A 21,950-nucleotide genomic window follows, 5' to 3' on the forward strand; every position below is an offset into this window, starting at 1 on the left:
CTCAGCTCTTTCCGAGCTGGTTGGCCCACAGGCTGGGGTCGTCCACGTTGTCCTTGGTCACCAGCGGCGCGGGGAGCTGGTCCTCGAGGCCGTTGGGGATGGTCACGATGGTCGAATCGTGGTCGGTGGGGCCGGGCTTGAAGGTCTGCCCGGCGAGGGCGGCCTTGGCGTAGTACAGCGCGTACTTGGCGTAGAGGTCGGCCGGCTGGGAGATCGTGGCGTCGATCTGGCCCGCCTTGATCGCCTTGAACTCGTCCGGGATGCCGTCGTTGGAGACGATGGTGATGTGGCCAGGGGTGCCCGGCGGCTTGAGCAGGTGCTTCTGCTCCAGCAGGGCGAGGGTCGGCTGCAGGAAGACGCCGCCGGCCTGCATGTAGATGCCGTTGATGTCCGGGTCGGAGGCGAGCGTGGTCTGCAGCTTCGCCGACGCCACGTCGCCCTTCCAGTCGGTGGCCAGCGCGATGACCTTGATGGCGGGGAACTTGGTCTTCATGCAGGACGCGAAGGCCTCGGAGCGGTCCCGGCCGTTGATCGAGTCGAGGGCGCCCTCGAACTCCACGACCTTGCCCTTGCCGCCCAGCTGCTTGCCCAGGTAGTCGCAGGCGCTGCTGCCGTACGCCTTGTTGTCGGCGCGCACCACCATGTAGACCTTGCCCTTGTCCGGGCGGGTGTCGACGCTGATCACCGGGATCTTCTTGCCGGCCAGCTTGTCCAGCGTGGAGGCGATGGCGCCGGTGTCCTGCGGGGCCATGACGATCGCCTTGGCGCCCTGGTCGGTGAAGGTCTGCACGTTGGCGACCAGCTTGCCGATGTCGTTCTGCGAGTTGGTGCGGGGCAGCGCGGAGACGTCGCCTGCCTTGACGCCCTTCTCTATGTAGCCGTTGTAGGAGTTCCAGAAGTCGCTGTCGGAACGCGGCAGGTCGATGCCCACCTTGCCTGAGGTGCCCGCCTTGTCGTCGCTGCCTCTGTTGCAGCCCGCGAGCGCGGTGACCGCGAGGAGGGCCGCGATGGCGGCAACGGTCGTCTTGCGCAGTCTCATCGTCGAGTTCTGCCCTTCGAGAGTGTGTCGGCTCTGAGTGGTGCCAGGGTGCTGCGGTGCTGATGCGGGTCGTGCGGGTCGTGCGGTGCTGACGTGGAGCGGTGGTGCGGGGTTGCTCAGCCGGCGGGACGCAGGCGCAGGCCCTGCATTCCGCCGTCCACGGCGAGCGCGGTGCCGGTGACGCTCGCCGCCGCGGGGCTCGCCAGGTAGACGATGGCCGCGGCGACCTCGTCTGCCGAGACCAGCCGGCCCAGCGGCTGGCGGGCTGCGAGTGCCGCGCGCTCGGCGGCCGGGTCCTCGGCCTGGTCGAGCAGCCGGCCGATCCACGGGGTGTCGGCGGTCCCGGGATTGACGCAGTTGACCCGTACGCCCTCGCGTACGTGGTCGGCGGCCATCGCCAGGGTCAGCGAGAGGACCGCGCCCTTGCTCGCGCTGTACAGGGCACGCTGTGGCAGCCCCGCCGTGGCGGCGATGGAGCAGGTGTGGGTGATCGAGGCGCTGCCCGGCCGGTCGGCGGCCGCCGCGCGCAGGTGGGGCAGCGCGGCGCGGGCGGTGCGGACCAGGCCGAGGACGTTGACGTCCAGCACCCTGGACCACTCGTCGTCCGCGTTGTCCTCCACGGTGCCGATGGCGCCGATCCCGGCGTTGCCCACCAGGATGTGCAGGCCGCCGAGTTCGCGTACCGCCTCGCCGACCGCGTCGCGCACCTGCCGGTCGGAGGTGACGTCGGCGGCGACCGGGTGGCTGCCCTCGGGGGCGCCCGACGGGTCGCGGTCCAGGACGGCGACCCGGGCGCCGCGCGCGATCAGCAGGGCCGCGGTGGCGGCGCCGATCCCGGACGCGCCGCCGGTGACCAGGGCGGTCAGGCCGGCGAAGTCCTGCGGGGCGGCCGTGGTGGCGGCCTGGGTGGTCTCGGTCATCGGGTCAGCTCCTGTCGCTCCAGCCACACCGGTCCGTCGGGGTAGCGGTAGTCGGCCAGTGTTTCCGGCACCATACGGGCGGAGAAACCGGGTGCGGAGGGGGCCTGGTAACGCCCGTTCTCCACCACCGCCGGATCGGTGAAGTGCTCGTGCAGGTGCGGCACGTACTCGATCACCCGGTCGTCGAGGCTGCCGGAGACCGCGACGTAGTCGAACATCGCGAGGTGCTGGACCAGTTCGCACAGGCCCACGCCGCCGGCGTGCGGGCAGACCGGGACGCCGAACTTGGCGGCCAGCAGCAGGATGGCGATGTTCTCGTTGACCCCGGCGACGCGGGCGGCGTCGATCTGGACGAAGTCCACCGCCCCGGCCTGGAGCAGCTGCTTGAACACCACCCGGTTGGCGACGTGCTCACCGGTGGCGACCCTGATCGGCTGCCCGGCGCGTACCGCCGCGTGCGCGAGCACGTCGTCGGGGCTGGTGGGCTCCTCGATCCAGTACGGGTCGTACGGCGCGAGCGCCTTCATCCACTCGACGGCCTCCGCCACGTCCCAGCGCTGGTTGGCGTCCACCGCTATCCGGATGTCGGGGCCGACGGCCGCGCGGGCGAGCCGCATCCGGCGCAGGTCGTCCCCGAGGTCGGCGCCGACCTTGAGCTTGATCTGGGTGAAGCCGGCGGCGACCGCCTCCTTGGCCAGCCGGGTCAGCTTCTCGTCGGAGTAGCCGAGCCAGCCCGGCTCCGTGGTGTAGGCGGGGTAACCGTCCTTGCGCAGTGCGGCGGCCCGGGCGGCGCGGCCCGGCTCGGCGCGGCGCAGGATGTCCAGCGCCTCGTCGCGGGTCAGGGCGTCGCTGAGGTAGCGGAAGTCGACCAGGTCGACGAGCTGGTCCGGGCTCATGGACGCCAGCAGGTCCCAGACCGGCCGGCCCGCCTCCCTGGCGGCCAGGTCCCATGCGGCGTTGACCACCGCGCCCGCCGCCATGTGCATCACGCCCTTCTCCGGGCCGAGCCAGCGGAGTTGGGAGTCATGGGTGAGCAGCCGGTAGAAGGCGCCGAGGTCGCCGGTGACACTGTCCACCGAGCGGCCGACGACATAGGGTCGCAGGGTGCTGATCGCTGCGGCGACGACGTCGTTGCCGCGGCCGATCGTGAAGCACAGACCGTACCCCGCAAGACCGCCGGGGGAATCCGTACGGAGCACGACATAGGCGGCGGAGTAGTCGGGGTCGGGGTTCATGGCGTCCGAGCCGTCGAGCTGCTCCGAGGTCGGAAAGCGGATGTCGTACACGTCGACCTCGGTAATGGTCGGACTCATGCACACTCCCGTCGCGAGACATCGGATCTTTTCTTGATGATCCGATGTATAGCGGCGCGCCAGGGTGCTCGTCCAGGGGGAAGCAGGAACTGGTTGATAACAGATCGGATGTCTCGACGTCTCGCTTCGGTCTCGGGGCTGACGTGGCTGACATGGCTACGACGTGCGGCGATGGCCGTGGCCACGGTGTCCGTGCTCGCCGTACTGGCCGCGACGGTGGCGCTGCGCCTTGAGTACAACGGCGATCCCGCCGCGGCCGGCGGCAGCCGCGGCCACGACGCGGTCTGGCTCGGCCACGCCTGGGTGGACGGCCGCCGCACCGCCGCGGATCTGGAGGGACTACGGGCGCACCTGGCCGGCACCGGGGTGCACGACCTGTACGTGCACGCCGGGCCGCTGGAGCACGACGGCAGCCTCGACCCGGCCCTCTACCCGGGGGCCGCACGGATGATCGCCGACATGCACCGAGTACTGCCGGGGGTGCGGGTGCAGGCGTGGCTGGGCGACACCATCGCGCACGGCGGCGAGGCCGGGCTGCACCTGTCGGACCCCGCGGTACGCGACCGTATCCGGGCGTCGGCCGACCGGATCCTGGACGCCGGCTTCCAGGGCGTGCACCTCGACCTGGAACCGGTCCCCGAGGGCGACAGCGGCTACCTCCAGGTGCTCGACTCGGTCCACACGCTGACCGCCGTGCGCGGGGTGCCGCTGTCGGTCGCCGTCCCGCAGATCGACCCCCTGCCGGGCCTGCACGCGGTTGCGTACCTGCCCTTCAGCCACCCCAAATGGTGGTCGCAGTCCTACTTCGGGCAGGTCGCCAGGCGATGCGACCAGATCGCGGTGATGGCGTACGACACCTCGATGCCGGCCTCGTCGCTCTTCGGGGGCTACGTCGCCCAGCAGACCGCGCTGGCCCTCGAAGCAACCCCGCCCGGCACCGACCTGCTCATCGGGCTGCCCGGCTACCACACCGAGAACATGGGCCACCACGGCTACGCGGAGACGGTCGCCGCAGCGATCCACGGCGCCCGGGTCTCGCTGGCGCGGCACGCCCGTGACCGGCAGACCTTCGGACTGGCGCTCTATGTGGACTTCCACGCCACCGAGAGCGACTGGACCGCCTTCCGTGAGGGTTGGGGCACGTAGGCTGGTGCCGCACGCAGAAAGAGCAGGAAAGCAGCAGCCGGTCAGGGGACGGCACCCCGGCCGGCCGGAAGGAGGCGCCGGGTGATCGAGCTTGAGGGGGTACCCGAGCTGATCGATCCGGTCATGGTCGCCGCGTTCGAGGGCTGGAACGACGCCGGGGACGCAGCCTCCACCGCGGTCGGGCACATGGACCGGGAGTTCAAGGGCGAGGTCTTCGCCGCGCTGGACGCGGAGGACTACTACGACTTCCAGGTCAACCGGCCCACGGTGTGGATGGAGGACGGCGTCAGGAAGATCACCTGGCCGACCACGCGGCTTTCCGTGGTCAGGATCCAGACGCCCAAGCCCCGCGACCTGGTACTGGTCCGCGGAATCGAGCCCAGCATGCGCTGGCGGTCGTTCTGCAACGAGATCCTGGGCTTCGCGCACGAACTGGGCGTCGAGATGGTCGTGGTGCTCGGCGCGCTGCTCGGCGACACCCCGCACACCCGCCCGGTCCCGGTCACCGGGGTCACCTCGGACGCGGACCTGGCCACCGCGCTCAACCTCGAGGAGTCCCGCTACGAGGGCCCCACCGGCATCGTGGGCATCCTCCAGGAGGCCTGCACCCACGCCGGCATCCCCGCGGTCAGCCTGTGGGCCGCGGTGCCGCACTACGTCTCGCAGCCGCCCAACCCGAAGGCCACCCTGGCGCTGCTCAACCGGCTGGAGGACCTGCTCGACCTGCGCATCCCGCAGGGCGAGCTGCCGGAGGACGCCAGGGCGTGGCAGGTCGGCGTCGACCAGCTGGCCGCGGAGGACAGCGAGGTCGCCGAATACGTGCAGACGCTGGAGGAGGCGCGGGACACCGCGGAATTGCCGGAAGCGTCGGGCGAGGCCATTGCCAAGGAATTCGAGCGCTATCTGCGGCGCCGCGATCCGCAGCAGCCGGGGGATTACGCGAGCGAGGGCGCGGACGGCGTACCGCAATTCCGCGACCTCGGCAGGCCGCCCAGGCCGGAGGAAAAGGATTCCGCGGACGGCGGCGAGGACGAGGACGAGGGCACGGACCGCGGGGACGACGACGGGGCCGCCTGAGGGCGTGACCGCCCCGGCGGGTGCGCCCGGCTCGGGTGGTGCCCGAGCCGGGTCCCGTCCTCAGGAACCGACCGCCCTCGCCGCGGAGCCGCTCTCTTCCTGCGGCACACCGAGCGCGTGGTGCCGGTAGTCCTTCGGCGGGATGTCGTAGGCGGCCCGGAAGGCCCGGGTGAAGGTGGCGTGGTCGTTGAAGCCCCAGCGGGCCGCGATGCGGTGGACGGGCACCGACCGCATGGCGGGCTGGCCGAGTTCGCGGCGGGCGTGCTCCAGCCGCTGGACGCGCACCCACGCGGAGACCGTGGTGTCGTGCGCCTGGAACAGGCGGTGCAGGTAGCTGACCGAGATGTGGTGCGCCGCGGCGATGACCGCGGGCGTCAGCTGCGGATCGTGCAGGTGCTGCCGGACGAACTTCTGGACGCGCAGGAAGAGCACATGGCCGTGCGGCTCGGGCGACACCCGGTCGACGGCGTCGACATGGTGGGCGAGCGTCGACGTCAGCAGTTCCAGTGCCACGTTGCCCAGCCGCGGGATGTCGGCCGGCCCGTAGGGGGCGGTGTCCGCGGTCAGCGTGGTGAAGAACTGCGTGAGCAGGGTCCCGAGCCCCTGACGGGCCGACAGCGGGACCGCCAGGATCTGGTCGACCTTGTGCGCGGGGAGCGCCACCAGGGCCCTGGGCACGTGGACTCGGGTCAGCGTCACGGTGCTCCGCCGGTCGGCGGCGATCCGCACGTCGAAGGGCCGGGAGCTGTCGTACACGGCGAAGTCGTCGGCGCCCAGCACCGCTTCGCGTCCCAGTTGTGACACCGCCAGGCCCCCGGTGCGGGAGAAGACGACGGAGTACAGGTCGGGGTCCGACGCGCGGATCAGCTTGGACGTGCGCCACACCACGGCCGAGGTGCAGGTCAGTTCGACCACGTTGACCGATCGCAGGTCGAGTTCCCGCGCGGTGGCCCGGAAGCCCAGGGCCTCGTCGCTGCGCACCCGCATCGAGTGCGGGCTGACGGTCTGGAGTTCGTCGAACCGGGCCAACCGCTCCTCCGGTGGGAGGTCTTCGCTGCGGAACACCGTCCTGATCAACCTCGTCCTCCGATGGTCGCTGTGCGAGAAGCCTGCCGCCGACGGCGGGCCGGGCGCAACGAGCGTTCCCTCACACCCGCGCCCTCCACCGTCCACGGATCGTCAAGGTCTTGTGCACTCGATGTCAAAGCGTTCGCGCGGCGGCCTGCCACTCTCTAGGGGTCGGGCGGCGCCGGAGGTTCCGGTTGACCGGCCGGGGAAATCGGCCGGGCATACCACCGGCCGTCACGAGTCACACGGACCGTACGTAAGGAGTAGATGTGGGCATTCCGCCGCGTATCTGCCGCATCCGCTCCTGACGTGCCGAACAGGCATTCTCCACGCCATCTCAAGCGGCGGCCGTGGGTCGTGGGTTATCATGAAGCGTTTCGATTCCGTTGGAATTTCCCCGGGGGGGGATCATGACAATCAACGACCGCATGGACGACGTGGATTTCCGAATTCTTGCCTTAATGCGCGACGGACTTTCCGACGCGACGATAGGGAGAAAGCTGTCACGCGGGCACCGGACCATTCAGCGGCGCATCTGCCACATGATGGACAGCCTCGGTGTCTCCGGCCGGTTCGCACTCGGACTCAAGGTGGCGGAACTCAATCTGCTGGCTGCCCAGGACCTCTCAGGGCACGCCAGGGAGCTCACCGGCCTGCGCCAGTGAGCTCCTGACAAGCCGGGGGATCCTCCGGGGGGATTCCGAGGACCCGTGGGGGGGTTCGGGTCCTCGGAGTGGATCCCGGGGAGGGGGGGACGGAAGGGCGACCATCGCACTGGAGACAGGCGACGGCCGCCCTTCCGACGTTCCGTCCGAGGGCGGCCCCTTCGACGGGGCCGCCGTCAGGACAGGGCGGCGGTCAGAGCGCCACGCCGAGCAGGGCGTCCACCGCGCGCGAGACAAGTCCGGGCGCGCCGGTGTCGGTGCCGCCCTCCGCCTGCTGGGCCGCGGCCCAGCGGTCCACAGCGGCCAGCGCGCCCGGCGCGTCGAGGTCGTCGGCGAGCGCGGCGCGGATCTCCTCCACCAGCGCGTCAGCCGGCGGCCCGTCCGGCCAGGACACCGCGGCCTGCCAGCGCCCGAGACGGGCCAGCGCCTCGTCGAGCACCGCGTCGGTCCACTCCCAGTCGGCCCGGTAGTGGTGGGCGAGCAGCGCCAGCCGGATCGCCGCGGGCGCGACGCCCTCACGGCGCAGCGTGGAGACGAAGACCAGGTTGCCCTTCGACTTCGACATCTTCTCGCCGTGCAGCGCGACCATCCCGGCGTGCACGTACGCCTTGGCGTAGGGGTGTTCGCCGGTGAGCACCTGGGCGTGCGAGGCGCCCATCTCGTGGTGCGGGAAGACCAGGTCGGAACCGCCGCCCTGCACGTCGAAGCCCATGCCGAGGTGGTCGAGTGCGATGGCGACGCACTCGATGTGCCAGCCGGGCCGCCCGGCGCCGAGCGAGGCACCGTCCCAGCTGGGCTCGCCGGGGCGGGCCGCCAGCCACAGCATCGGGTCGAGCGGGTTCTTCTTGCCCGGGCGGTCCGGGTCGCCGCCGCGCTCGGCGGACAGCACGCGCATCGCGGCGGCGTCGAGACGGGAGACGCCGCCGAAGTGCGCGTCGGCCTCGACGGAGAAGTAGGTGTCGCCGTCGAGCTCGTAGGCGGCCCCGGCGTCCCTGAGCCGTTCGATCAGCGGCACGATGCCGGGGATGGCCTCGACGGCGCCGATGTAGTGGGTGGGCGGCAGCATCCGCAGGGCGGTCATGTCCTCGCGGAAGAGGGTGGTCTCGCGCTCGGCGAGCGCGGTCCAGTCCTCACCGGTGGCGTTGGCCCGCTCCAGCAGCGGATCGTCGACGTCCGTCACGTTCTGCACGTAGTGGACCTGGTGCTTCGTGTCGAGCCACACGCGCTGTACGAGGTCGAACGCGTTGTAGGTGGCCGCGTGCCCCAGATGGGTGGCGTCGTAGGGAGTGATCCCGCAGACGTAGAGGCGGGCGACCGGTCCGGGCTCGACGGCCACCAGGCCACCGGTCGCGGAGTCGTGGAGACGGAGAGGGCGTCCGGTGCCGGGAAGGGCGGGGACGTCGGAAGCGGGCCAGGCATGCATATACATGAGATTAACCGTCCGGTCCCGCGGCAAACGACCGGGAGCAGCGCGTTCGCCCCGGCGACGGCCGGACGCGTCACATCCGGTGCCGGGACCGGGTCACACCGGCGGCCATGGTATGGACGGCCATTGGCCGCCGGGGCCCGGATGCACCCCGGTTTCCAGCAGCCGGCCGACCCTCGCCCTGACCGCGTCGGTCTCGGCCGTGGTGATCAGCGTGTGCAGCCGCTCGCCCAGCTCCCCTTCCAGCGCCGTGCGGAGACCGGTCAGTACGGTCACGGCCTCGGCGGGCAGCGGCTCGCCCGCCCAGCCCCACAGCAGGGTGCGCAGCTTGTCCTCGGTGTGGAAGGTCACGCCGTGGTCGATGCCGTAGAGCCGCCCGCCGGCGGCCGGCAGCAGGTGGCCGCCCTTGCGGTCGGCGTTGTTGATGACCGCGTCGAGCACCGCGAGCCTGCGCAGCCGCTGGTCGTCGGCGTGCACCAGCAGCGCGGTGCGCCCGTCGGCCACCTCCGCCTCGACCACGGCCTTCCAGCCGGCCGCGGGCTCGGTGTCCTCGGTGAGGGCGAGCAGCGCGCCGTCGTCGGGCTCGGCCTCGATCCACAGCTGCACCATGCCCTCGCCGTACGGCCCGTCCCTGAGCACCGTAGGCGGCACCAGACCCCAGCCGGTGGCCTCGGAGACCAGGAAGGCGGCGACCTCGCGCTGTGCCAGGGTGCCGTCGGGGAAGTCCCACAGCGGGCGCTCCCCGGCGACAGGCTTGTAGACGCAGGCCAGCGAGCGGCCCTCGTGGGCGGCCTCGCAGTACAGCACCGCGTTCGAGGCGTCGCGCACCTGGCCGCGCACGGTCAGCTCACCGTCGGTCAGCGCCACCGCGGTGGCGCTCAGGCCGACCTCCGGTACCCGTTCTGACGCGGGCATACGTGTCCTTCCGGATCCAGGGGGAGGCTGCACAGCGGGCACGGCGGCCGGCCGGCCGACACCACGTCGAGCGCGCGCTTGGCGAAGGAGCGGGCCTGGGCGCCGGTCAGCAGCACCCGCAGCAGCGGCGGGCCGTTCTCGTCGTCCTGGAGCATCTCCTCCTCGGCCGCCTCCAGGTCGTCGTCGTCCTCGCCCGCGAGCTCGACCAGCGCCTGCGCCTCGATGACCATGCGGTCGTGGGCGCCGTCCCAGGCCAGGGCCATGGTGCCGACCCGGAACTCCTCCTCGACCGGGACGTCGAGCGGGGCGGTGTCGTGCATCTCCGTGGGGGCGACCGCGGGCACCGGGGCATTGCCGCCGCTGCGCCGCACCACCTCGTCGAGCAGTTCGTCGATCCGCTCGGCCAGCGCGGCCACCTGGGTCTTCTCCAGGGCCACGCTGGTGGTCCTGCCGGAGGCGGTGGCCTGCAGGAAGAACGTACGCTGGCCCGGCTGGCCGACCGTCCCGGCCACGAAACGGTCCGGGTGCTCGTAGAAGAAGACCTGGCGGGGCACGTCCTGCTCCGTTTGCTCGGCTGCGTGTCTTTGGTGTGCGTATCCGTACTGCGAGTGGCTGTGGTGCCAAGGCGGTGCGGGGGGCGCCGTCACCGTCGATGCGGTGTGGCCACCACCCTACTGCGGAAGCTGATCACGGGGCGCCGGTGGAGCCGCCGACCACCGCGTCGTCGGTGGCCGCGCCGGGCGCGGCGGGCGGCGGGGCGAGGGCCGCGAGGTCTCCGGTGTCGCCGAGACGCAGCAGGAACGGCCGGTGCGGGGTGTAGCGGATGACGGTGACCGAGCACGGCTCCGTGCTGATCCGCTGGAAGAGGTCCAGGTGCAGGCCGAGCGCGTCGGCCGCCAGCGACTTGATGATGTCGCCGTGCGAGCACAGCACGTACAGCGCGTCGGAGCCGTGCTCGGCCTCGATCCGCGCGTTCCAGTCGCGGACCGCGTCGACGGCGCGGGCCTGCATGGCGCGCAGCGACTCGCCGCCCTCGCCGGGGAAGACCGCGGCCGAGGGGTGCCGCTGGACGGTGGTCCACATCGGCTCGTCGGCCAATTCCGCCAGCTTGCGGCCGGTCCAGTCGCCGTAGTGGCACTCGCCGATCCGCTCGTCGGTGTGCAGCGGCAGGCCCGCACGGGTGTCGAGCAGCGGGCCGACGGTCTCCTGGCAGCGCTGGAGCGGGCTGCTGACGACTGCGGCGAGGGGCAGCGCGGCCAGCCGGGCGGCCAGCGCGGTGGCCTGCGCCCGGCCTGCTTCGTCCAGGGCGACGCCCGGACTCCAGCCGGCCAGCACCCCCTCGGCGTTGGCGGTGGACCGGCCGTGCCGGACAAGGATCGCGGTGGGCATGTCCGCCACCGTAACCCTTCCGCGCCGGGTCCGTTGTGCTGGGTGACGGCCGTGGCGGGGATGATCCCCCCGAGCCCCCACCACGGCCGCCGGATCCCTTCGCCGCTCATGCGATATTCCTGCGATCCGCTGTCCCCGGCATAGGTCCCGGCGTACCGCCCCCTGGGTAAGGTGCAGCAGAGGTCGAGAGGGCCTCGGGAGTCGGTATCGCGAAGCGGGTGGAGATGTTCAGCAAGGCGACGAGGAGCCGCCCGGCTGCGAGCGGGGCGCGCCCCGCCGGCACCGACTGGTCTCCCTACGGTCGGCTGGAGGACGCCGCGGAGGTGTACTTCCTGCACGCGGACGTCGCGCTGGACGCCATCGAGGGAGTGCTGGGCAGGCGCCGGGTGCGCGGCTTCACCCTGGAGCGGGTGGTGGACCTGACCGAGGCCGGGGCGTCGGTCTGGCAGGAGGCCGCGGTGTGCGACGGGCGGCGGCTGATCCTGTGGCACAGCGAGGAGCTGGCCGACGCCAAGGCGCCCGGCGGTACGGTGCTCGACTCGTCGGTGCAGGTACTGCCGCTGGACTCGATCGGGCATGTCGGGATGCGCACCCTGGTCGGGCACGACGAGCTGGGGCAGCGCATCGACCGCGGGGTCTACCTGGTGCTGGCCACCGCGATGCCGCACGAGCTGAGCGCGGTGCAGGCCGACCCCGACTCGCCGCTGCCGGTGGCCTCGGCGAAATTCCGGCCGGAGGCCTTCCGGTTCAGCAAGTCGCTCGACGACGGGGGTGCGGGGCAGATAGCCCGGCTGATCGCCTTCGGCCGGCTGCTTGGCCGGCTCGTCCCCAGCTGATCCGCCGCCCGTCCCGCGCCGCCGCGCGCCCGGCTCTCAGGCCAGTCCTGCCAGCTCCAGCGCCTCGACACCCGCCCGCAGTCCCGCCACCCGCTCCTCGAGCGCGAAGCCGGCCGGCGCGAGGGTCAGGGTGGTGACGCCCGCGTCCGCGTAGGCGCGCATCCCGTCGGCGATCCTGGCGACCGGGCCGAGCAGGCAGGTGGAGTCGATGAGCTCCTGCGGCACGGCCGCCGCCGCCCCTTCCTTGTCGCCCGCCAGGTACTTGTCCTGGATCTCGGCGGCCTGCTTCTCGTAACCCATCCGCTGCGCCAGCTGGTTGTAGAAGTTCTGCTTGCGGCTGCCCATGCCGCCGACGTACAGCGCGGTGTACGGGCGGAAGAGGTCGGCGAGCCCGGAGACGTCGTCGCCGACGGCGAGCGGCAGGGTCGGGCAGACGTCGAAGCCGTCCAGCGTCAGGCCGGCCTTCTCGCGGCCGGCCCTCAGGTGCCGCAGCGCGGTGTCCTCCAGGTGGGCGGCGGAGGGGAAGATCAGCAGGGCGCCGTCGGCGATCTCGCCGGTCTGCTCCAGGTTCTTCGGGCCGATGGCGGCGATGTAGAGCGGGATGTGCTCGCGCTGCGGGTGCACGGTCAGCTTGATCGGCTTGCCGGGGCCGCCGGGCAGCGGCAGCGTCCAGTGCTCGCCCTCGTAGCTCAGCCGCTCGCGGGCCATCGCCTTGCGGACGATCTCGACGTACTCACGGGTGCGCGACAGCGGCTTGTCGAACTTCACGCCGTACCAGCCCTCGGAGACCTGCGGTCCCGACACCCCGAGGCCCAGCCGGAAGCGGCCGCCCGAGAGCGAGTCCAGGGTCGCGGCGGTCATCGCGGTCATCGCCGGGGTGCGGGCGGGGATCTGGAAGATGGCGGAGCCGACGTCGATCCGCTCGGTCTGCGCGGCCACCCAGGACAGCACGGTGGGGCCGTCGGAGCCGTAGGCCTCGGCGGCCCAGCAGACGGAGTAGCCGAGCCGGTCGGCCTCCTGGGCCACGGCGAGGTTGTCAGAATCCATGCCGGCACCCCAGTAGCCGAGGTTGATCCCGAGCTTCATGGCGCTCCCCTTGTACTGGTCAGTAACGTCTCTGTCCCCCGGACTGTAGCGCGCGGTGCCGCCACGGAGGCCTGTCAGGTACGTCACTGCCGCCCATGGGGACGGTGCGGGCAGTAATCTCAACGCCCATGGAGCATAGGCACCTCGGCCGTACCGGGTTGCGCGTGTCCCGACTCGGGCTCGGCACGCTCACCTGGGGGCGCAACACCGGCGAACGCGACGCCGCCGACCAGCTCAAGACCTTCTGGAACGCCGGGGGTTCGCTGGTCGACACCGCAGACGTCTATGCGGACGGCGGAGCCGAGTACCTGCTCGGGCGGCTGATCGAGGACCTGGTGCCGCGCTCCGACCTGGTGATCGCCACCAAGGCGGGCAGCGTTCCCGACCCGGACCGGCGGTTCGACACCTCGCGCGGGCACCTGCTGTCGGCGCTCGACGCGTCGCTCCAGCGGCTCGGCACCGACTACGTCGACCTGTGGCAGGTGCACGCCTTCGATCCCGGTACCCCGCTCGACGAGACGCTCCAGGCGCTGGACATCGCGGTCAGCTCGGGCCGGGCCCGCTACGTCGGGGTGTCCAACTTCTGCGGCTGGCAGCTCGCCAAGGCCGCGACCTGGCAGCTCGCGGGCTCCGGGCGCACCGCACTGGCCAGCACGCAGATGGAGTACTCGCTGCTCCAGCGCGGTGTGGAGCGCGAGGTGCTGCCCGCGGCGATGGACCTCGGCCTGGGGCTGCTGCCCTCCTCACCGCTCGGCCGCGGCGTCCTCACCGGCAAGTACCGCGGCGGCACACCGCAGGACTCCCGCGGCGGCTCGGAGGACATGGCGCCCTTCGTCGCGCCCTACCTCGACGACACCGCGGGCCTGATCGTGGACGCGGTGGCCATAGCGGCCGACGGGCTCGCCGTGTCCCCGCTGCACGTGGCCCTCGCCTGGGTACGCGACCGGCCCGGCGTGACCGCCCCGCTGCTCGGCGCGCGCAACGCCCAGCAGCTCACGGCGGCGTTGTCGGTGGAGGCGCTTACGCTTCCGGAAGAGATCTGCCTGGCGCTGGACGACGTGTCGGCGCCGCTGCACCGCTACCCGGACCACGACTGGAGCACGCTCTGAACGCCAGCCCGCCTCCCGCGGGGTCCCCCGCCGGCCCGCCCGGCGCGGGGCCCGCCGCCACCCCGCCCGCCGCGCCCTCGAACCGCCCGCCGGCTGACCTGGCCGGCCTCGCGGCGGCCATGCGCTCCATCGAACGCGGCGAGAGCCCCGCGGCTCCTGCGCCGCGCGGTGACGCCGCCGAGGCCCGGCGCAAGCGCCGCGAGGCGATGGCCGCCGAAGCGGCGGCCTTCCAGGCGGCCGAGGCGGCGGACACCGGCACCCCGCAGCCGGGCGGCGCGGACGGGCCGGAGGCGGCCGCCGAGGCCGGTCCGGCAGCCACTGCGGAAGCGGACCCCGGCGGGCAGCCGCCGGGCGTCACAGGCGATTCGGACGCGGACGCCGCGCGGGCCGACGGGAGCGCCTCTGGAGCCACGGCCGCGTCGCCCCAGGCCGAAGGACAGCCGCCGGGCCCCGCCGGGGACCGGGACACCGATGCACCGGCCGCCGCGCGCGCAGGAGCCGGCACCCGGGACCGCGACCCGGGCGCGGGGGCGGGCAGGCACGCGGGCGGTGCGGGCCCGGCCGGCCGCGGGCCGGTGGACGCCGGGGCCGTGGCGGCGGCCGCCGCGGTGCTGGCCGAGGGCGGTGCGCCCGCAGAGCTGGCGGAAGGCGTGGTGCGGCTGCTCGGGGAGCGGGCCGCGGCCGAGCTGCGGGACGACCCGTGGCTGGTGCTCGGAGTCGGCGGGGTGCGGGTGGAGCAGGGTGACGCGTTCGCGCGCGGGCTGCTCGGGGACGCGTGCGGGCCGGGCGACGAGCGGCGGGCCCGTGCGCTGGTCGCCCGGGTGCTGGAGGACGCCGCCGTACGCGGCCACACCGCGCTGGCACCCGCAGACCTGCACACCGCGCTGCGCGGCTACGCCCTGCCCGACCCGGAGGCCGCCGTCACGGCGGCCGTCACCGACGGCCAGGTGCTGGTCTTCCGGGAGGGCGAGGAAGGTGAGGATGACGAGGAAGGCGCCGCCGACGTACCGCTGCTGCTGGGCCTCGACCGCTACGCGATGGCCGAGGAGAGCCTCGCCGAGGGCTTCTTCCGCCTGCTGCGGTCCTTCGAGGGGGACGGCGCGGACTGGTCGGCCACGGCCGCCCCGACGCCGTCAGCCGCCGAGCTGATCAAGGCCGCGGCGGCGAGCGGACTGGTCGTGCACTCCGGCGGCGAGGCGGCCCGCGCGGAGCCGGTCGCGCTGGTGGCCGCGGCTCGGGCGGCGGGCCTGCGCGGGTACGCCGCCGCGTACACGGTGAACGGCCGCCGCAGGCTCGCTGCCGCGCTCGGCGACGACGCGGCCGTGACGGTGGACGGGCTGCTCTCCGGCGCCGAAGGCCCCGGGCGGTCCGCGGACGGCAGCCTCGACCTCGATCTGCTGGCCGTGCTCGACGCCCCGCAGCTGTCCGTCGAGGAGGCCACCACGCTCGTGGAGTCGGTGCCCGACGGCGCCCGGCTGGTGCTCAGCGGCGACCCGCACGCCCTGTGGTCCGCGGGCGCGGGGCGGGTCTTCGCCGACCTGCTGGCGGCCCGGGTCTGCCCTCGGGTGGTGTCCCGTACGCCGGACCCCGGGCCGATCGGCGAGCTGGTGTCCTGCGTCGGCGAGGGCGAGCTGGCCGCCGTGGAAGCGCCGGACAAGGAGGTCGTGGTGGTGCCGGTGCGCGACCCGCGCGAGGCCGTGCACCGCACGGTCCAGCTGGTCGCCGACTCGGTGCCGCGGGCGTTCGGTGTCGGCGGGGCGCAGATCCAGGTCGTCACCACGGGCCACGGCGGCCCGGTCGGCACCCGTGCGCTCAACGCCGCCCTCAAGGAGCGCCTCAATCCGGGACCCGGCCGTTTCGGCGGATTCGACCCCGGCGACCGGGTCGTGCACGTGCCGGTGCCCGGCCGTACGCTGCCCGGCACGGTGACCGGCGCCGAGCCGGAGGGCCTGCGGCTGGAGTGCGAGCGGGGATCCGTACTGGTCCCCCGCGAGGACGTGGCGGCGACCGTACGGCACGGCTGGGCGGTGACCGGGCATCAGGCGGCCGGGATGCGCTGGCCCGCCGCCGTGGTGGTGGTCCCCGGCGACGCGGGACCGCTGCTGACCCGCTCCTGGGTCTACACGGCCTTCGGCCGCGGCGAGCGCCACCTGTCGGTGGTGCGGGGCGGCGACCAGGCCCTGGCCCAGGCCGTGGCGGGACCGCCGGCGGCCGGGCGCACCACCCGGCTGACGTCGGTGCTGCGCGAGCTGACCGCCCAGACGTGACGCGGCGGCCCCGGGGGCGCACCCCGGGGCCGCCGTCGGCAGGCTCAGTCGGGGTCGAGGACGCCGAGTTCGTCGTCGAAGACCGCGCTGACGTCGAAGCGGCACACCACCAGGTGCGGGTCGGCCTGGTCGAAGGGCGCGTCCAGCCACTCCCCGGGCTCGGCGGGCTCCACCGCGGACACCCACACGGTGGAGTCGCCCTCCTCGAAGCCGAAGTCCTTGTGCCGCTGGGCGATCTCGTCGGGCTCGTACTCCCCGAAGATCACCCCGAGCGCGGCGTTGACGGTCGCCGTCGCCGACCCGTCGGTGTCCTCGCTGGCATGTCTGGCCTGTGAGAAGAGCCGGTCGGGTGCCACGACCGTGTAGTCGCGGCGGATCAGCACGCTGATCGCCTCGGGCTCCTCGGGACCCTCGTACTCCGGCATCGAGCCGCCGGTGGGCACTTCGAGCGGGGTCACCTCGTCGTAGGCGTCGTACAGCAACTCGTCATACGACTCGGCGGCCGAGGCCAGCGCCTCGAACGCCTCGTGAACGGCGGGGTCGTCCTCGCCGCTGCGCTTCTCGATCGCGTCGAGATGCCGGTCGAGCGCGGCCTTGACCGCCTCGACTGCGGCACGGACCTCGGCCGCCGTGGGCTGCACGTCATCAGACATGAGGCAGACGCTATCCGCACCGGGGCGTTGCTTGCACAATAGATGCGATGCCGGAATACGAATTCAGGGAGATCCACGTGCCGCGTGGGGTCTCCCGCAAGGACGCGACACGGTTGCTGACCGACGAGGCGGAGTACGGGCACTGGGAGATCGACCGGCTCCGCCTCTATCCCGACGGGAGCAGACGCGTAAGGCTGCGGCGCCGGATCATCCGTCAGGTGCGGGCCACCTGGTGAGGTGACCCGCACCGAGCGGCCCTGGCGTGGGCCGCCGCACGGGCTCAGGCCCGATCAGCCCCGGGCGCCGCGGCCGCGGCGGTAGAGCAGGGCGCCGCCGAGCAGCAGCGCACCGGCGGCGAAGGAGCTGAGAGCCATGCCGTCGGCGCCGGTGTGCGCGAGGGTGTCGCCGCCACTGCGGGGGGTCGACGGTGTGACGTTCGACACCGGAGTGCCGGGGTTGCCCGACATGCCCGGATTGCCGGGGTTTCCGGGTGTGCCCGGAGTGACGGGCGTACCCGGGTTGCCGGGCGTGACCGGAGTCCCGGGGGTACCCGGGTTGCCCGGAGTCCCCGGGGTGCCGGGCGTACCCGGAGTACCGGGTGTGCCGGGGTGTCCTGGCGTGCCCGGGTGGCCCGGGTGACCGGGGTGGCCCGGCGTGCGGGTGTGGCCGCCCTGGTGCTCGGAGACGTTGGCGCAGTGGTTGCCGAACGCCGAGTTCAGCGCGCCGATCACCGTCACGGCGTTGCCGCACGCGTTGACCGGCACGTCCACGGGGGCCTGGACGACGTTGCCCGAGCCGACACCCGGCGATCCGTGGGCGCCGCCCCGCGCGACGGAGCCGCCGCCGCCCTGGTGCTCGGAGACGTTGGCGCAGTGGTTGCCGAACGCCGAGTTCAGCAGGCCCACCACGTTGACGGTGTTGCCGCACGCGTTGACCGGCACGTGCACCGGGAGCTGGACCAGGTTGCCCGACGCCACGCCGGGCGAGTCGGCGGCGGCGCCGAACGCGCCCGCGTCGGCGTATGCCAGACCGCCGGTCGCGGCGAGCACCCCGCCGGTGGCCACTGCGGTGAGCAGGCCCTTTTTCGCGACCTGTCGCATTGCTTCCCCTAACCTTCCCCTGCTTTTCAGGGATCCTGGAAATGGCGAGCGGCCCCGGAACGCAGGTGGGTGCGTCCGGGGCCGAACCGGCATCGGCCGCGCCGTCGGCGCGGCCGCGGCGGGTGTCAGGCGTTGACGCAGGTGTTGGCGAAGGCGGAGTTGAGCAGCCCGATCACGGTGACCGTGTTCCCGCAGACGTTCACCGGGACGTGCACGGGGACCTGGACGGCATTGCCCGACAGCACGCCGGGGGACTGCACCGCGGCGCCCTGGGCGCCGGAGTCGGCAGCGGCGATACCCGCACCCGCGAGCACGAGACCGCCGGTGGCGACCGCAGCGGCGACAACCTTCTTGATCATTCTATTTCCTCCTCATGGACAAGTGCGGCCCAGCCTGCGGACCACACCGTCGTAACGACCCCTGAGGAATAGAGCTACGAAAGCATCGGGCCGTTCACCCGTACCGGCGAAGGAGACCACCGGTACGGGTACACACGACCGACCGGTCAGCTGTGTTCGATGAAGCGGTCCAGCACGCGCACCCCGAAGCGCAGTCCGTCCACCGGGACGCGCTCGTCCACGCCGTGGAACATCCCGGCGAAGTCCAGCTCGGGCGGCAGCCGCAGCGGTGCGAAGCCGAAGCAGCGGATGCCCAGGTCGTCGAAGGACTTGGCGTCGGTGCCGCCGGAGAGCATGTACGGCACCGCGCGCGCCCCCGGGTCCTCGGCGACCAGGGCCGTCTGCATCGCGTCCACCAGGGCGCCGTCGAAGTCGGTCTCCACGGCCTTGTCGCTGTGCAGCGACTCGCGCTTGACGCGCGGGCCGAGGATCCGGTCGAGGTCGGCGAGGAACTCGTCCTCGTAGCCGGGCAGGAAGCGCCCGTCGACGTGGGCGGTGGCCTGCCCGGGGATGACGTTCACCTTGTAGCCGGCGCCGAGCATCGTCGGGGCGGCCGAGTTGCGCAGGGTGGTGCCGATCATCTTGGCGATGCCGCCGAGCTTGGCGAGCGTGGACTCCATGTCCTCCGGGTCGAGTTCGGTGCCGAGCGCGTCGGACAGCTCGTCGAGGAAGCCGCGGACGGACTTGGTGACGCGGACCGGGAACTCGTGCCGGCCGAGCCTGCCGACCGCCTCGCACAGCTCGGTGATCGCGTTGTCCTTGTTGGTCATCGACCCGTGGCCCGCCGTGCCGTCCACGGTGAGCCGCATCCAGTGCATGCCCTTCTCCGCGGTCTCGATCAGGTAGAGCCGCAGATCGTCGTTGACGGTGAAGGAGAAGCCGCCGACCTCGCCGATCGCCTCGTTCACGCCCTCGAACAGGCCGGGGTGCTTGTCGACGAGGTGGCGGGCGCCGTAGGTGCCGCCGGCCTCCTCGTCGGCGAGGAAGGCGAGCACGATGTCCCGCGGCGGCTTGCGGCCGCTGCGCAGGCGGTCGCGGATCACCGCGAGGGTCATCGCGTCCATGTCCTTCATGTCGACGGCACCGCGGCCCCACACGCACCCGTCGGCGACCTCGCCGGAGAAGGGGTGCACGGTCCAGTCGTCGGCGTTCGCGGGGACGACGTCGAGGTGCCCGTGGATCAGCAGCGCCGGCCGGGAGCGGTCCACCCCCTCGACCCTGGCCACCGTGGAGGCCCGGCCCTGGTGCGACTCGAAGATCTGCGGATCGAGCCCCACCTCGGCCAGCTTCTCCGCGACGTACTCGGCCGCGGCCCGCTCACCGGGCCCCGAGTGGTCACCGTAGTTGCTGGTGTCGATCCTGATCAGCTCGCTGCACAGGTCGACGACCTCGTCCTCGCCCGTGATCACACCGCTGTCCGCACTGCCAGGCCTGGACTCGCTCACGCTGTCTCTCCTCCTCGTCGCCCACCCGCCCGCCGCACGGCCGGATGCCTCTCCCATCCTGCCCCCCGCCCCCCGCGACCCCCAAGGCCCGACCGCCCGCGCCGCCCGCTCGCGGTGATCGGCACCCCCTGATCTTTGCTATGGTTTACCCCGTCGCCACGGCCACGAGGCCGTGTCGTCACACCCGTCCGGGTGGCGGAATGGCAGACGCGCTAGCTTGAGGTGCTAGTGCCCTTTATCGGGCGTGGGGGTTCAAGTCCCCCCTCGGACACCAGCTGAGACCCCTGTTCACCAGGGGTCTTCTGCATTTCCCGCGCTTCACGGCCAGGACCGCTCCACCTCGAACTCGTTGCCCTCCGGGTCGGCGGGGACCGCGGGGCCGTCGGGGCCGAGCAGCAGGCGCAGCCGGTTGCGGCCGGTCTTCGGGGTGGCGGGCGGCCCCATCACCAGGGCGGGCCCCGCGGCCTCGGGGTCGCGCAGGCACACGCCCCACCCGGCCCGCTCCACCACGGACCAGCCGGTCGCCGCCGACCAGAAGCGGCCCTGCGCGTCCGGATCGGCCGCGTCGAGGCAGATCTGCGCGAGCGTGGCGTCCGCGGGGCCGCGGTGCCGGGGCAGCACGCAGAATTCGTTGCCCTCGGGGTCGGCGAGCACGTCCCACGGCACCTCGCCCTGCCCGATGTCCGCCCGCCGCGCGCCGAGCGCCAGCAGCCGTGCGACCCGCGCCTGCCGGTCGGGGCCGCCCGCCGGTCGAGGTGCAGCCGGTTCTTGCCCTCCATGGCCCGGTAGGACCGGGTGAACCGCAGCTCCACTCCCCCGCCGGTCGGCCGCACGGCCGATCCGTCTGCGGCCACCCGCCAGCCCAGCGCCGCCGCCCAGAACCGCGCCAGCGCGGGTACGTCGGCCGCGTCGAACACCACAGCCGTCAGCTCTGCCACCGTGCTTCCCTCCCCCTGCCCGCCGCGCCGCCGGGACCGGGCGGCGCGTCGTACGTACACGGCCACCGTATTGCCAGGGACGCGGCCGCGTCGCCAGCGGGCCGCCGCGAACGGCGCCGTCAGGTCACGGCACCAGTACGGCGGCGCCGTTGACCCGGTCGGCCGCCAGGTCGGCGAGTGCGCGGGGCGCGGCGTCCAGGGGGTAGCGGGTGACGGTGGCGCGCAGGCCGATGCGGGCCGCGGTGGCCAGGAAGTCGGTGCCGTCCCCGCGGGTGTTGGAGGTGACGCTGCGCAGGTCGCGCTCCTGGAAGAGGTGGCGCTGGTAGTCGAGCGGCGGGATGTCGCTGAGGTGGATGCCGGCCACGGCCAGGGTGCCGCCGCGGTCGAGGGCGGCGAGTGCCACCGGGACCAGGTCGCCGACCGGGGCGAAGAGCACGGCCGCGTCGAGGGGTTCCGGCGGTTCGTCGTAGGCGTCGCGGGCGGAGGAGGCGCCCAGCGCGAGGGCGAGGTCGCGGGCGGCCGCCGAGCGGGTCAGCACGTGGACGGTGGCGCCCTCGGCCAGCGCGACCTGGGCGGCCAGGTGGGCCGAGGCGCCGAAGCCGTAGATGCCGAGCCGGCCGCCCGGCGGGAGGTTGCTGCGGCGCAGCGCCCGGTGGCCGATGATGCCGGCGCAGAGCAGCGGCGCGAGCTGCGCCGGGTCGTCCTGGCCGGGCAGCGGGTAGGCGTAGTCGGCGGGCAGCACGGTGCGCTCCGCGAAGCCGCCGTCGGCGTCCCAGCCGGTGTAGACCGAGGAGGGGCACAGGTTCTCCCGGCCGGCCCGGCAGTAGCGGCACACCCCGCAGGTGCCGCGCAGCCAGGCGCCGCCGACCCGGTCGCCGGGCGTGAAGCGGGTCACCCCGTCGCCGGTGGCGAGCACTCGCCCGACGATCTCGTGCCCTGGCACGGTGGACGGGTGGTGCGGGGCGAGGTCGCCCTCGGCCAGATGCAGGTCGGTGCGGCACACCCCGCACGCCTCCACCCGCACCAGCAGCTCGCCGGGGCCTGGGTCGCCGACCTCCCGGTGCACCGGCACCAGCGGTCCGCCCGCGGCCGGTCCCGGTGTGCCCACCGCCCAGCCGCGCATCCGCTCCATGTCGTCGGGCGCCATATGTCCAGCATGG

At 73.1% G+C, this 21,950-nt stretch carries 22 protein-coding genes, 1 tRNA gene and 2 pseudogenes; 8 read left to right on the forward strand and 17 right to left on the reverse strand.

The genetic code is table 11. The features are described 5' to 3' along the window. Nucleotide 1 precedes the first annotated feature (1 nt). The 3 genes from ACGFMP_RS11850 to ACGFMP_RS11860 all read right to left on the reverse strand — a co-directional run bounded on the left by ACGFMP_RS11850 (nucleotide 2) and on the right by ACGFMP_RS11860 (nucleotide 3,272). A complete protein-coding gene (locus tag ACGFMP_RS11850; protein ID WP_393671952.1) occupies nucleotides 2–1,039 on the reverse strand; it encodes a sugar ABC transporter substrate-binding protein in 1,038 nt (345 codons plus the stop codon). A gap of 116 nt (nucleotides 1,040–1,155) precedes the next feature. Continuing rightward, entirely contained in the window at nucleotides 1,156–1,959 is an 804-nt protein-coding gene (locus tag ACGFMP_RS11855; protein WP_393671953.1) for an SDR family NAD(P)-dependent oxidoreductase, read from the reverse strand. After that, a complete protein-coding gene (locus tag ACGFMP_RS11860) occupies nucleotides 1,956–3,272 on the reverse strand; it encodes an enolase C-terminal domain-like protein (RefSeq protein WP_393671954.1) in 1,317 nt (438 codons plus the stop codon). The genes ACGFMP_RS11855 and ACGFMP_RS11860 overlap by 4 nt, the downstream gene beginning before the upstream one ends. 108 nt (nucleotides 3,273–3,380) lie before the next feature. Between ACGFMP_RS11860 and ACGFMP_RS11865 the strand changes: the two genes are divergently transcribed. Further along, nucleotides 3,381–4,418 carry a hypothetical protein gene (locus ACGFMP_RS11865; RefSeq protein WP_393671956.1) on the forward strand — a complete coding sequence of 346 codons (1,038 nt, stop codon included), beginning with the start codon at nucleotides 3,381–3,383 and terminating at the stop codon, nucleotides 4,416–4,418. Nucleotides 4,419–4,499: 81 nt separating this feature from the next. Beyond that, entirely contained in the window at nucleotides 4,500–5,495 is a 996-nt protein-coding gene (locus ACGFMP_RS11870) for a PAC2 family protein (RefSeq protein WP_393671957.1), read from the forward strand. Nucleotides 5,496–5,555: 60 nt separating this feature from the next. On the opposite strand, the gene ACGFMP_RS11875 is transcribed toward ACGFMP_RS11870, so the two are convergent. Beyond that, nucleotides 5,556–6,560, reverse strand: coding sequence for a helix-turn-helix domain-containing protein (locus ACGFMP_RS11875; protein ID WP_393671958.1), 1,005 nt, complete (start codon nucleotides 6,558–6,560; stop codon nucleotides 5,556–5,558). Between the two features lie 413 nt (nucleotides 6,561–6,973). Here ACGFMP_RS11875 and ACGFMP_RS11880 point away from each other — a divergent pair, with 413 nt between their 5' ends. Beyond that, nucleotides 6,974–7,228 (forward strand): DNA-binding response regulator, encoded by a 255-nt coding sequence (locus tag ACGFMP_RS11880; RefSeq protein WP_393671959.1) that lies wholly within the window; start codon nucleotides 6,974–6,976, stop codon nucleotides 7,226–7,228. A 193-nt stretch (nucleotides 7,229–7,421) separates the two neighbouring features. On the opposite strand, the gene mshC is transcribed toward ACGFMP_RS11880, so the two are convergent. The 4 genes from mshC to ACGFMP_RS11900 form a co-directional block, all read right to left on the reverse strand. Then, on the reverse strand, nucleotides 7,422–8,651 hold the full coding sequence (mshC, locus tag ACGFMP_RS11885) for a cysteine--1-D-myo-inosityl 2-amino-2-deoxy-alpha-D-glucopyranoside ligase (RefSeq protein WP_393672154.1): 1,230 nt from the start codon (nucleotides 8,649–8,651) through the stop codon (nucleotides 7,422–7,424). Between the two features lie 99 nt (nucleotides 8,652–8,750). After that, nucleotides 8,751–9,569, reverse strand: coding sequence for an SCO1664 family protein (locus ACGFMP_RS11890; protein WP_393671960.1), 819 nt, complete (start codon nucleotides 9,567–9,569; stop codon nucleotides 8,751–8,753). Next, the gene (locus tag ACGFMP_RS11895) at nucleotides 9,533–10,123 is read right to left on the reverse strand and encodes a DUF3090 domain-containing protein (RefSeq protein WP_393671961.1); all 591 of its coding nucleotides are present in this window, start codon (nucleotides 10,121–10,123) and stop codon (nucleotides 9,533–9,535) included. The genes ACGFMP_RS11890 and ACGFMP_RS11895 overlap by 37 nt, the downstream gene beginning before the upstream one ends. 133 nt (nucleotides 10,124–10,256) lie before the next feature. Continuing rightward, the gene (locus ACGFMP_RS11900) at nucleotides 10,257–10,958 is read right to left on the reverse strand and encodes a histidine phosphatase family protein (RefSeq protein ID WP_393671962.1); all 702 of its coding nucleotides are present in this window, start codon (nucleotides 10,956–10,958) and stop codon (nucleotides 10,257–10,259) included. Between the two features lie 224 nt (nucleotides 10,959–11,182). On the opposite strand from ACGFMP_RS11900, the gene ACGFMP_RS11905 reads away from it, so the two are divergent. Continuing rightward, nucleotides 11,183–11,794: a hypothetical protein gene (locus ACGFMP_RS11905; RefSeq protein ID WP_393672155.1), complete on the forward strand. Its 612-nt coding sequence runs from the start codon at nucleotides 11,183–11,185 to the stop codon at nucleotides 11,792–11,794. A gap of 36 nt (nucleotides 11,795–11,830) precedes the next feature. On the opposite strand, the gene ACGFMP_RS11910 is transcribed toward ACGFMP_RS11905, so the two are convergent. Next, nucleotides 11,831–12,880, reverse strand: coding sequence for an LLM class F420-dependent oxidoreductase (locus ACGFMP_RS11910; RefSeq protein WP_393671963.1), 1,050 nt, complete (start codon nucleotides 12,878–12,880; stop codon nucleotides 11,831–11,833). Between the two features lie 128 nt (nucleotides 12,881–13,008). Here ACGFMP_RS11910 and ACGFMP_RS11915 point away from each other — a divergent pair, with 128 nt between their 5' ends. After that, nucleotides 13,009–13,989 carry an aldo/keto reductase gene (locus ACGFMP_RS11915; RefSeq protein ID WP_393671964.1) on the forward strand — a complete coding sequence of 327 codons (981 nt, stop codon included), beginning with the start codon at nucleotides 13,009–13,011 and terminating at the stop codon, nucleotides 13,987–13,989. 119 nt (nucleotides 13,990–14,108) lie between these two features. Further along, nucleotides 14,109–16,256 carry a helix-hairpin-helix domain-containing protein gene (locus tag ACGFMP_RS11920; protein ID WP_393671965.1) on the forward strand — a complete coding sequence of 716 codons (2,148 nt, stop codon included), beginning with the start codon at nucleotides 14,109–14,111 and terminating at the stop codon, nucleotides 16,254–16,256. Between the two features lie 44 nt (nucleotides 16,257–16,300). On the opposite strand, the gene ACGFMP_RS11925 is transcribed toward ACGFMP_RS11920, so the two are convergent. Further along, a complete protein-coding gene (locus ACGFMP_RS11925; protein ID WP_393671966.1) occupies nucleotides 16,301–16,909 on the reverse strand; it encodes a hypothetical protein in 609 nt (202 codons plus the stop codon). 47 nt (nucleotides 16,910–16,956) lie between these two features. Here ACGFMP_RS11925 and ACGFMP_RS11930 point away from each other — a divergent pair, with 47 nt between their 5' ends. Next, nucleotides 16,957–17,145: a DUF5703 family protein gene (locus ACGFMP_RS11930; protein WP_393671967.1), complete on the forward strand. Its 189-nt coding sequence runs from the start codon at nucleotides 16,957–16,959 to the stop codon at nucleotides 17,143–17,145. A 54-nt stretch (nucleotides 17,146–17,199) separates the two neighbouring features. Here the strand turns inward: ACGFMP_RS11930 and ACGFMP_RS11935 are convergent, their stop codons facing one another. The 3 genes from ACGFMP_RS11935 to ACGFMP_RS11945 all read right to left on the reverse strand — a co-directional run bounded on the left by ACGFMP_RS11935 (nucleotide 17,200) and on the right by ACGFMP_RS11945 (nucleotide 19,909). Continuing rightward, on the reverse strand, nucleotides 17,200–18,009 hold the full coding sequence (locus tag ACGFMP_RS11935; protein ID WP_393671969.1) for a chaplin: 810 nt from the start codon (nucleotides 18,007–18,009) through the stop codon (nucleotides 17,200–17,202). Between the two features lie 125 nt (nucleotides 18,010–18,134). Next, complete coding sequence (locus ACGFMP_RS11940) at nucleotides 18,135–18,368, reverse strand: chaplin (protein ID WP_393671970.1); 234 nt, start codon at nucleotides 18,366–18,368, stop codon at nucleotides 18,135–18,137. A gap of 146 nt (nucleotides 18,369–18,514) precedes the next feature. Beyond that, the gene (locus ACGFMP_RS11945) at nucleotides 18,515–19,909 is read right to left on the reverse strand and encodes a M20/M25/M40 family metallo-hydrolase (protein WP_393671971.1); all 1,395 of its coding nucleotides are present in this window, start codon (nucleotides 19,907–19,909) and stop codon (nucleotides 18,515–18,517) included. 129 nt (nucleotides 19,910–20,038) lie between these two features. On the opposite strand from ACGFMP_RS11945, the gene ACGFMP_RS11950 reads away from it, so the two are divergent. Continuing rightward, nucleotides 20,039–20,126, forward strand: a tRNA-Leu gene (locus ACGFMP_RS11950). A 44-nt stretch (nucleotides 20,127–20,170) separates the two neighbouring features. Here the strand turns inward: ACGFMP_RS11950 and ACGFMP_RS11955 are convergent. The 4 genes and pseudogenes from ACGFMP_RS11955 to ACGFMP_RS11970 form a co-directional block, all read right to left on the reverse strand. Beyond that, entirely contained in the window at nucleotides 20,171–20,506 is a 336-nt protein-coding gene (locus ACGFMP_RS11955) for a VOC family protein (RefSeq protein ID WP_393671973.1), read from the reverse strand. Between the two features lie 18 nt (nucleotides 20,507–20,524). Further along, nucleotides 20,525–20,731 (reverse strand): annotated as a pseudogene (locus ACGFMP_RS11960) (hypothetical protein); the annotation flags it as partial. After that, nucleotides 20,656–20,856, reverse strand: a pseudogene (locus ACGFMP_RS11965) (VOC family protein); the annotation flags it as partial. The pseudogenes ACGFMP_RS11965 and ACGFMP_RS11960, both read right to left, overlap by 76 nt. A gap of 58 nt (nucleotides 20,857–20,914) precedes the next feature. Further along, nucleotides 20,915–21,913 carry a zinc-dependent alcohol dehydrogenase family protein gene (locus tag ACGFMP_RS11970; protein WP_393672156.1) on the reverse strand — a complete coding sequence of 333 codons (999 nt, stop codon included), beginning with the start codon at nucleotides 21,911–21,913 and terminating at the stop codon, nucleotides 20,915–20,917. Between the last annotated feature and the right edge of the window lie 37 nt (nucleotides 21,914–21,950).

The sequence above is a fragment of the Streptomyces sp. NPDC049040 genome (assembly GCF_043197715.1).
Classification (GTDB): domain Bacteria; phylum Actinomycetota; class Actinomycetes; order Streptomycetales; family Streptomycetaceae; genus Actinacidiphila.

Coding starts and splice junctions, on each gene's coding strand:
- ACGFMP_RS11850 (WP_393671952.1), bottom strand. CDS start 1,039: ATGAGACTGCGCAAGACGACCGTTGCCGCCATCGCGGCCCTCCTCGCG.
- ACGFMP_RS11855 (WP_393671953.1), bottom strand. CDS start 1,959: ATGACCGAGACCACCCAGGCCGCCACCACGGCCGCCCCGCAGGACTTC.
- ACGFMP_RS11860 (WP_393671954.1), bottom strand. CDS start 3,272: ATGAGTCCGACCATTACCGAGGTCGACGTGTACGACATCCGCTTTCCG.
- ACGFMP_RS11865 (WP_393671956.1), top strand. CDS start 3,381: ATGTCTCGACGTCTCGCTTCGGTCTCGGGGCTGACGTGGCTGACATGG.
- ACGFMP_RS11880 (WP_393671959.1), top strand. CDS start 6,974: ATGACAATCAACGACCGCATGGACGACGTGGATTTCCGAATTCTTGCC.
- mshC (WP_393672154.1), bottom strand. CDS start 8,651: ATGCATGCCTGGCCCGCTTCCGACGTCCCCGCCCTTCCCGGCACCGGA.
- ACGFMP_RS11890 (WP_393671960.1), bottom strand. CDS start 9,569: ATGCCCGCGTCAGAACGGGTACCGGAGGTCGGCCTGAGCGCCACCGCG.
- ACGFMP_RS11900 (WP_393671962.1), bottom strand. CDS start 10,958: ATGCCCACCGCGATCCTTGTCCGGCACGGCCGGTCCACCGCCAACGCC.
- ACGFMP_RS11905 (WP_393672155.1), top strand. CDS start 11,183: ATGTTCAGCAAGGCGACGAGGAGCCGCCCGGCTGCGAGCGGGGCGCGC.
- ACGFMP_RS11910 (WP_393671963.1), bottom strand. CDS start 12,880: ATGAAGCTCGGGATCAACCTCGGCTACTGGGGTGCCGGCATGGATTCT.
- ACGFMP_RS11915 (WP_393671964.1), top strand. CDS start 13,009: ATGGAGCATAGGCACCTCGGCCGTACCGGGTTGCGCGTGTCCCGACTC.
- ACGFMP_RS11920 (WP_393671965.1), top strand. CDS start 14,109: ATGCGCTCCATCGAACGCGGCGAGAGCCCCGCGGCTCCTGCGCCGCGC.
- ACGFMP_RS11925 (WP_393671966.1), bottom strand. CDS start 16,909: ATGTCTGATGACGTGCAGCCCACGGCGGCCGAGGTCCGTGCCGCAGTC.
- ACGFMP_RS11930 (WP_393671967.1), top strand. CDS start 16,957: ATGCCGGAATACGAATTCAGGGAGATCCACGTGCCGCGTGGGGTCTCC.
- ACGFMP_RS11935 (WP_393671969.1), bottom strand. CDS start 18,009: ATGCGACAGGTCGCGAAAAAGGGCCTGCTCACCGCAGTGGCCACCGGC.
- ACGFMP_RS11940 (WP_393671970.1), bottom strand. CDS start 18,368: ATGATCAAGAAGGTTGTCGCCGCTGCGGTCGCCACCGGCGGTCTCGTG.
- ACGFMP_RS11945 (WP_393671971.1), bottom strand. CDS start 19,909: ATGGGAGAGGCATCCGGCCGTGCGGCGGGCGGGTGGGCGACGAGGAGG.
- ACGFMP_RS11970 (WP_393672156.1), bottom strand. CDS start 21,913: ATGCGCGGCTGGGCGGTGGGCACACCGGGACCGGCCGCGGGCGGACCG.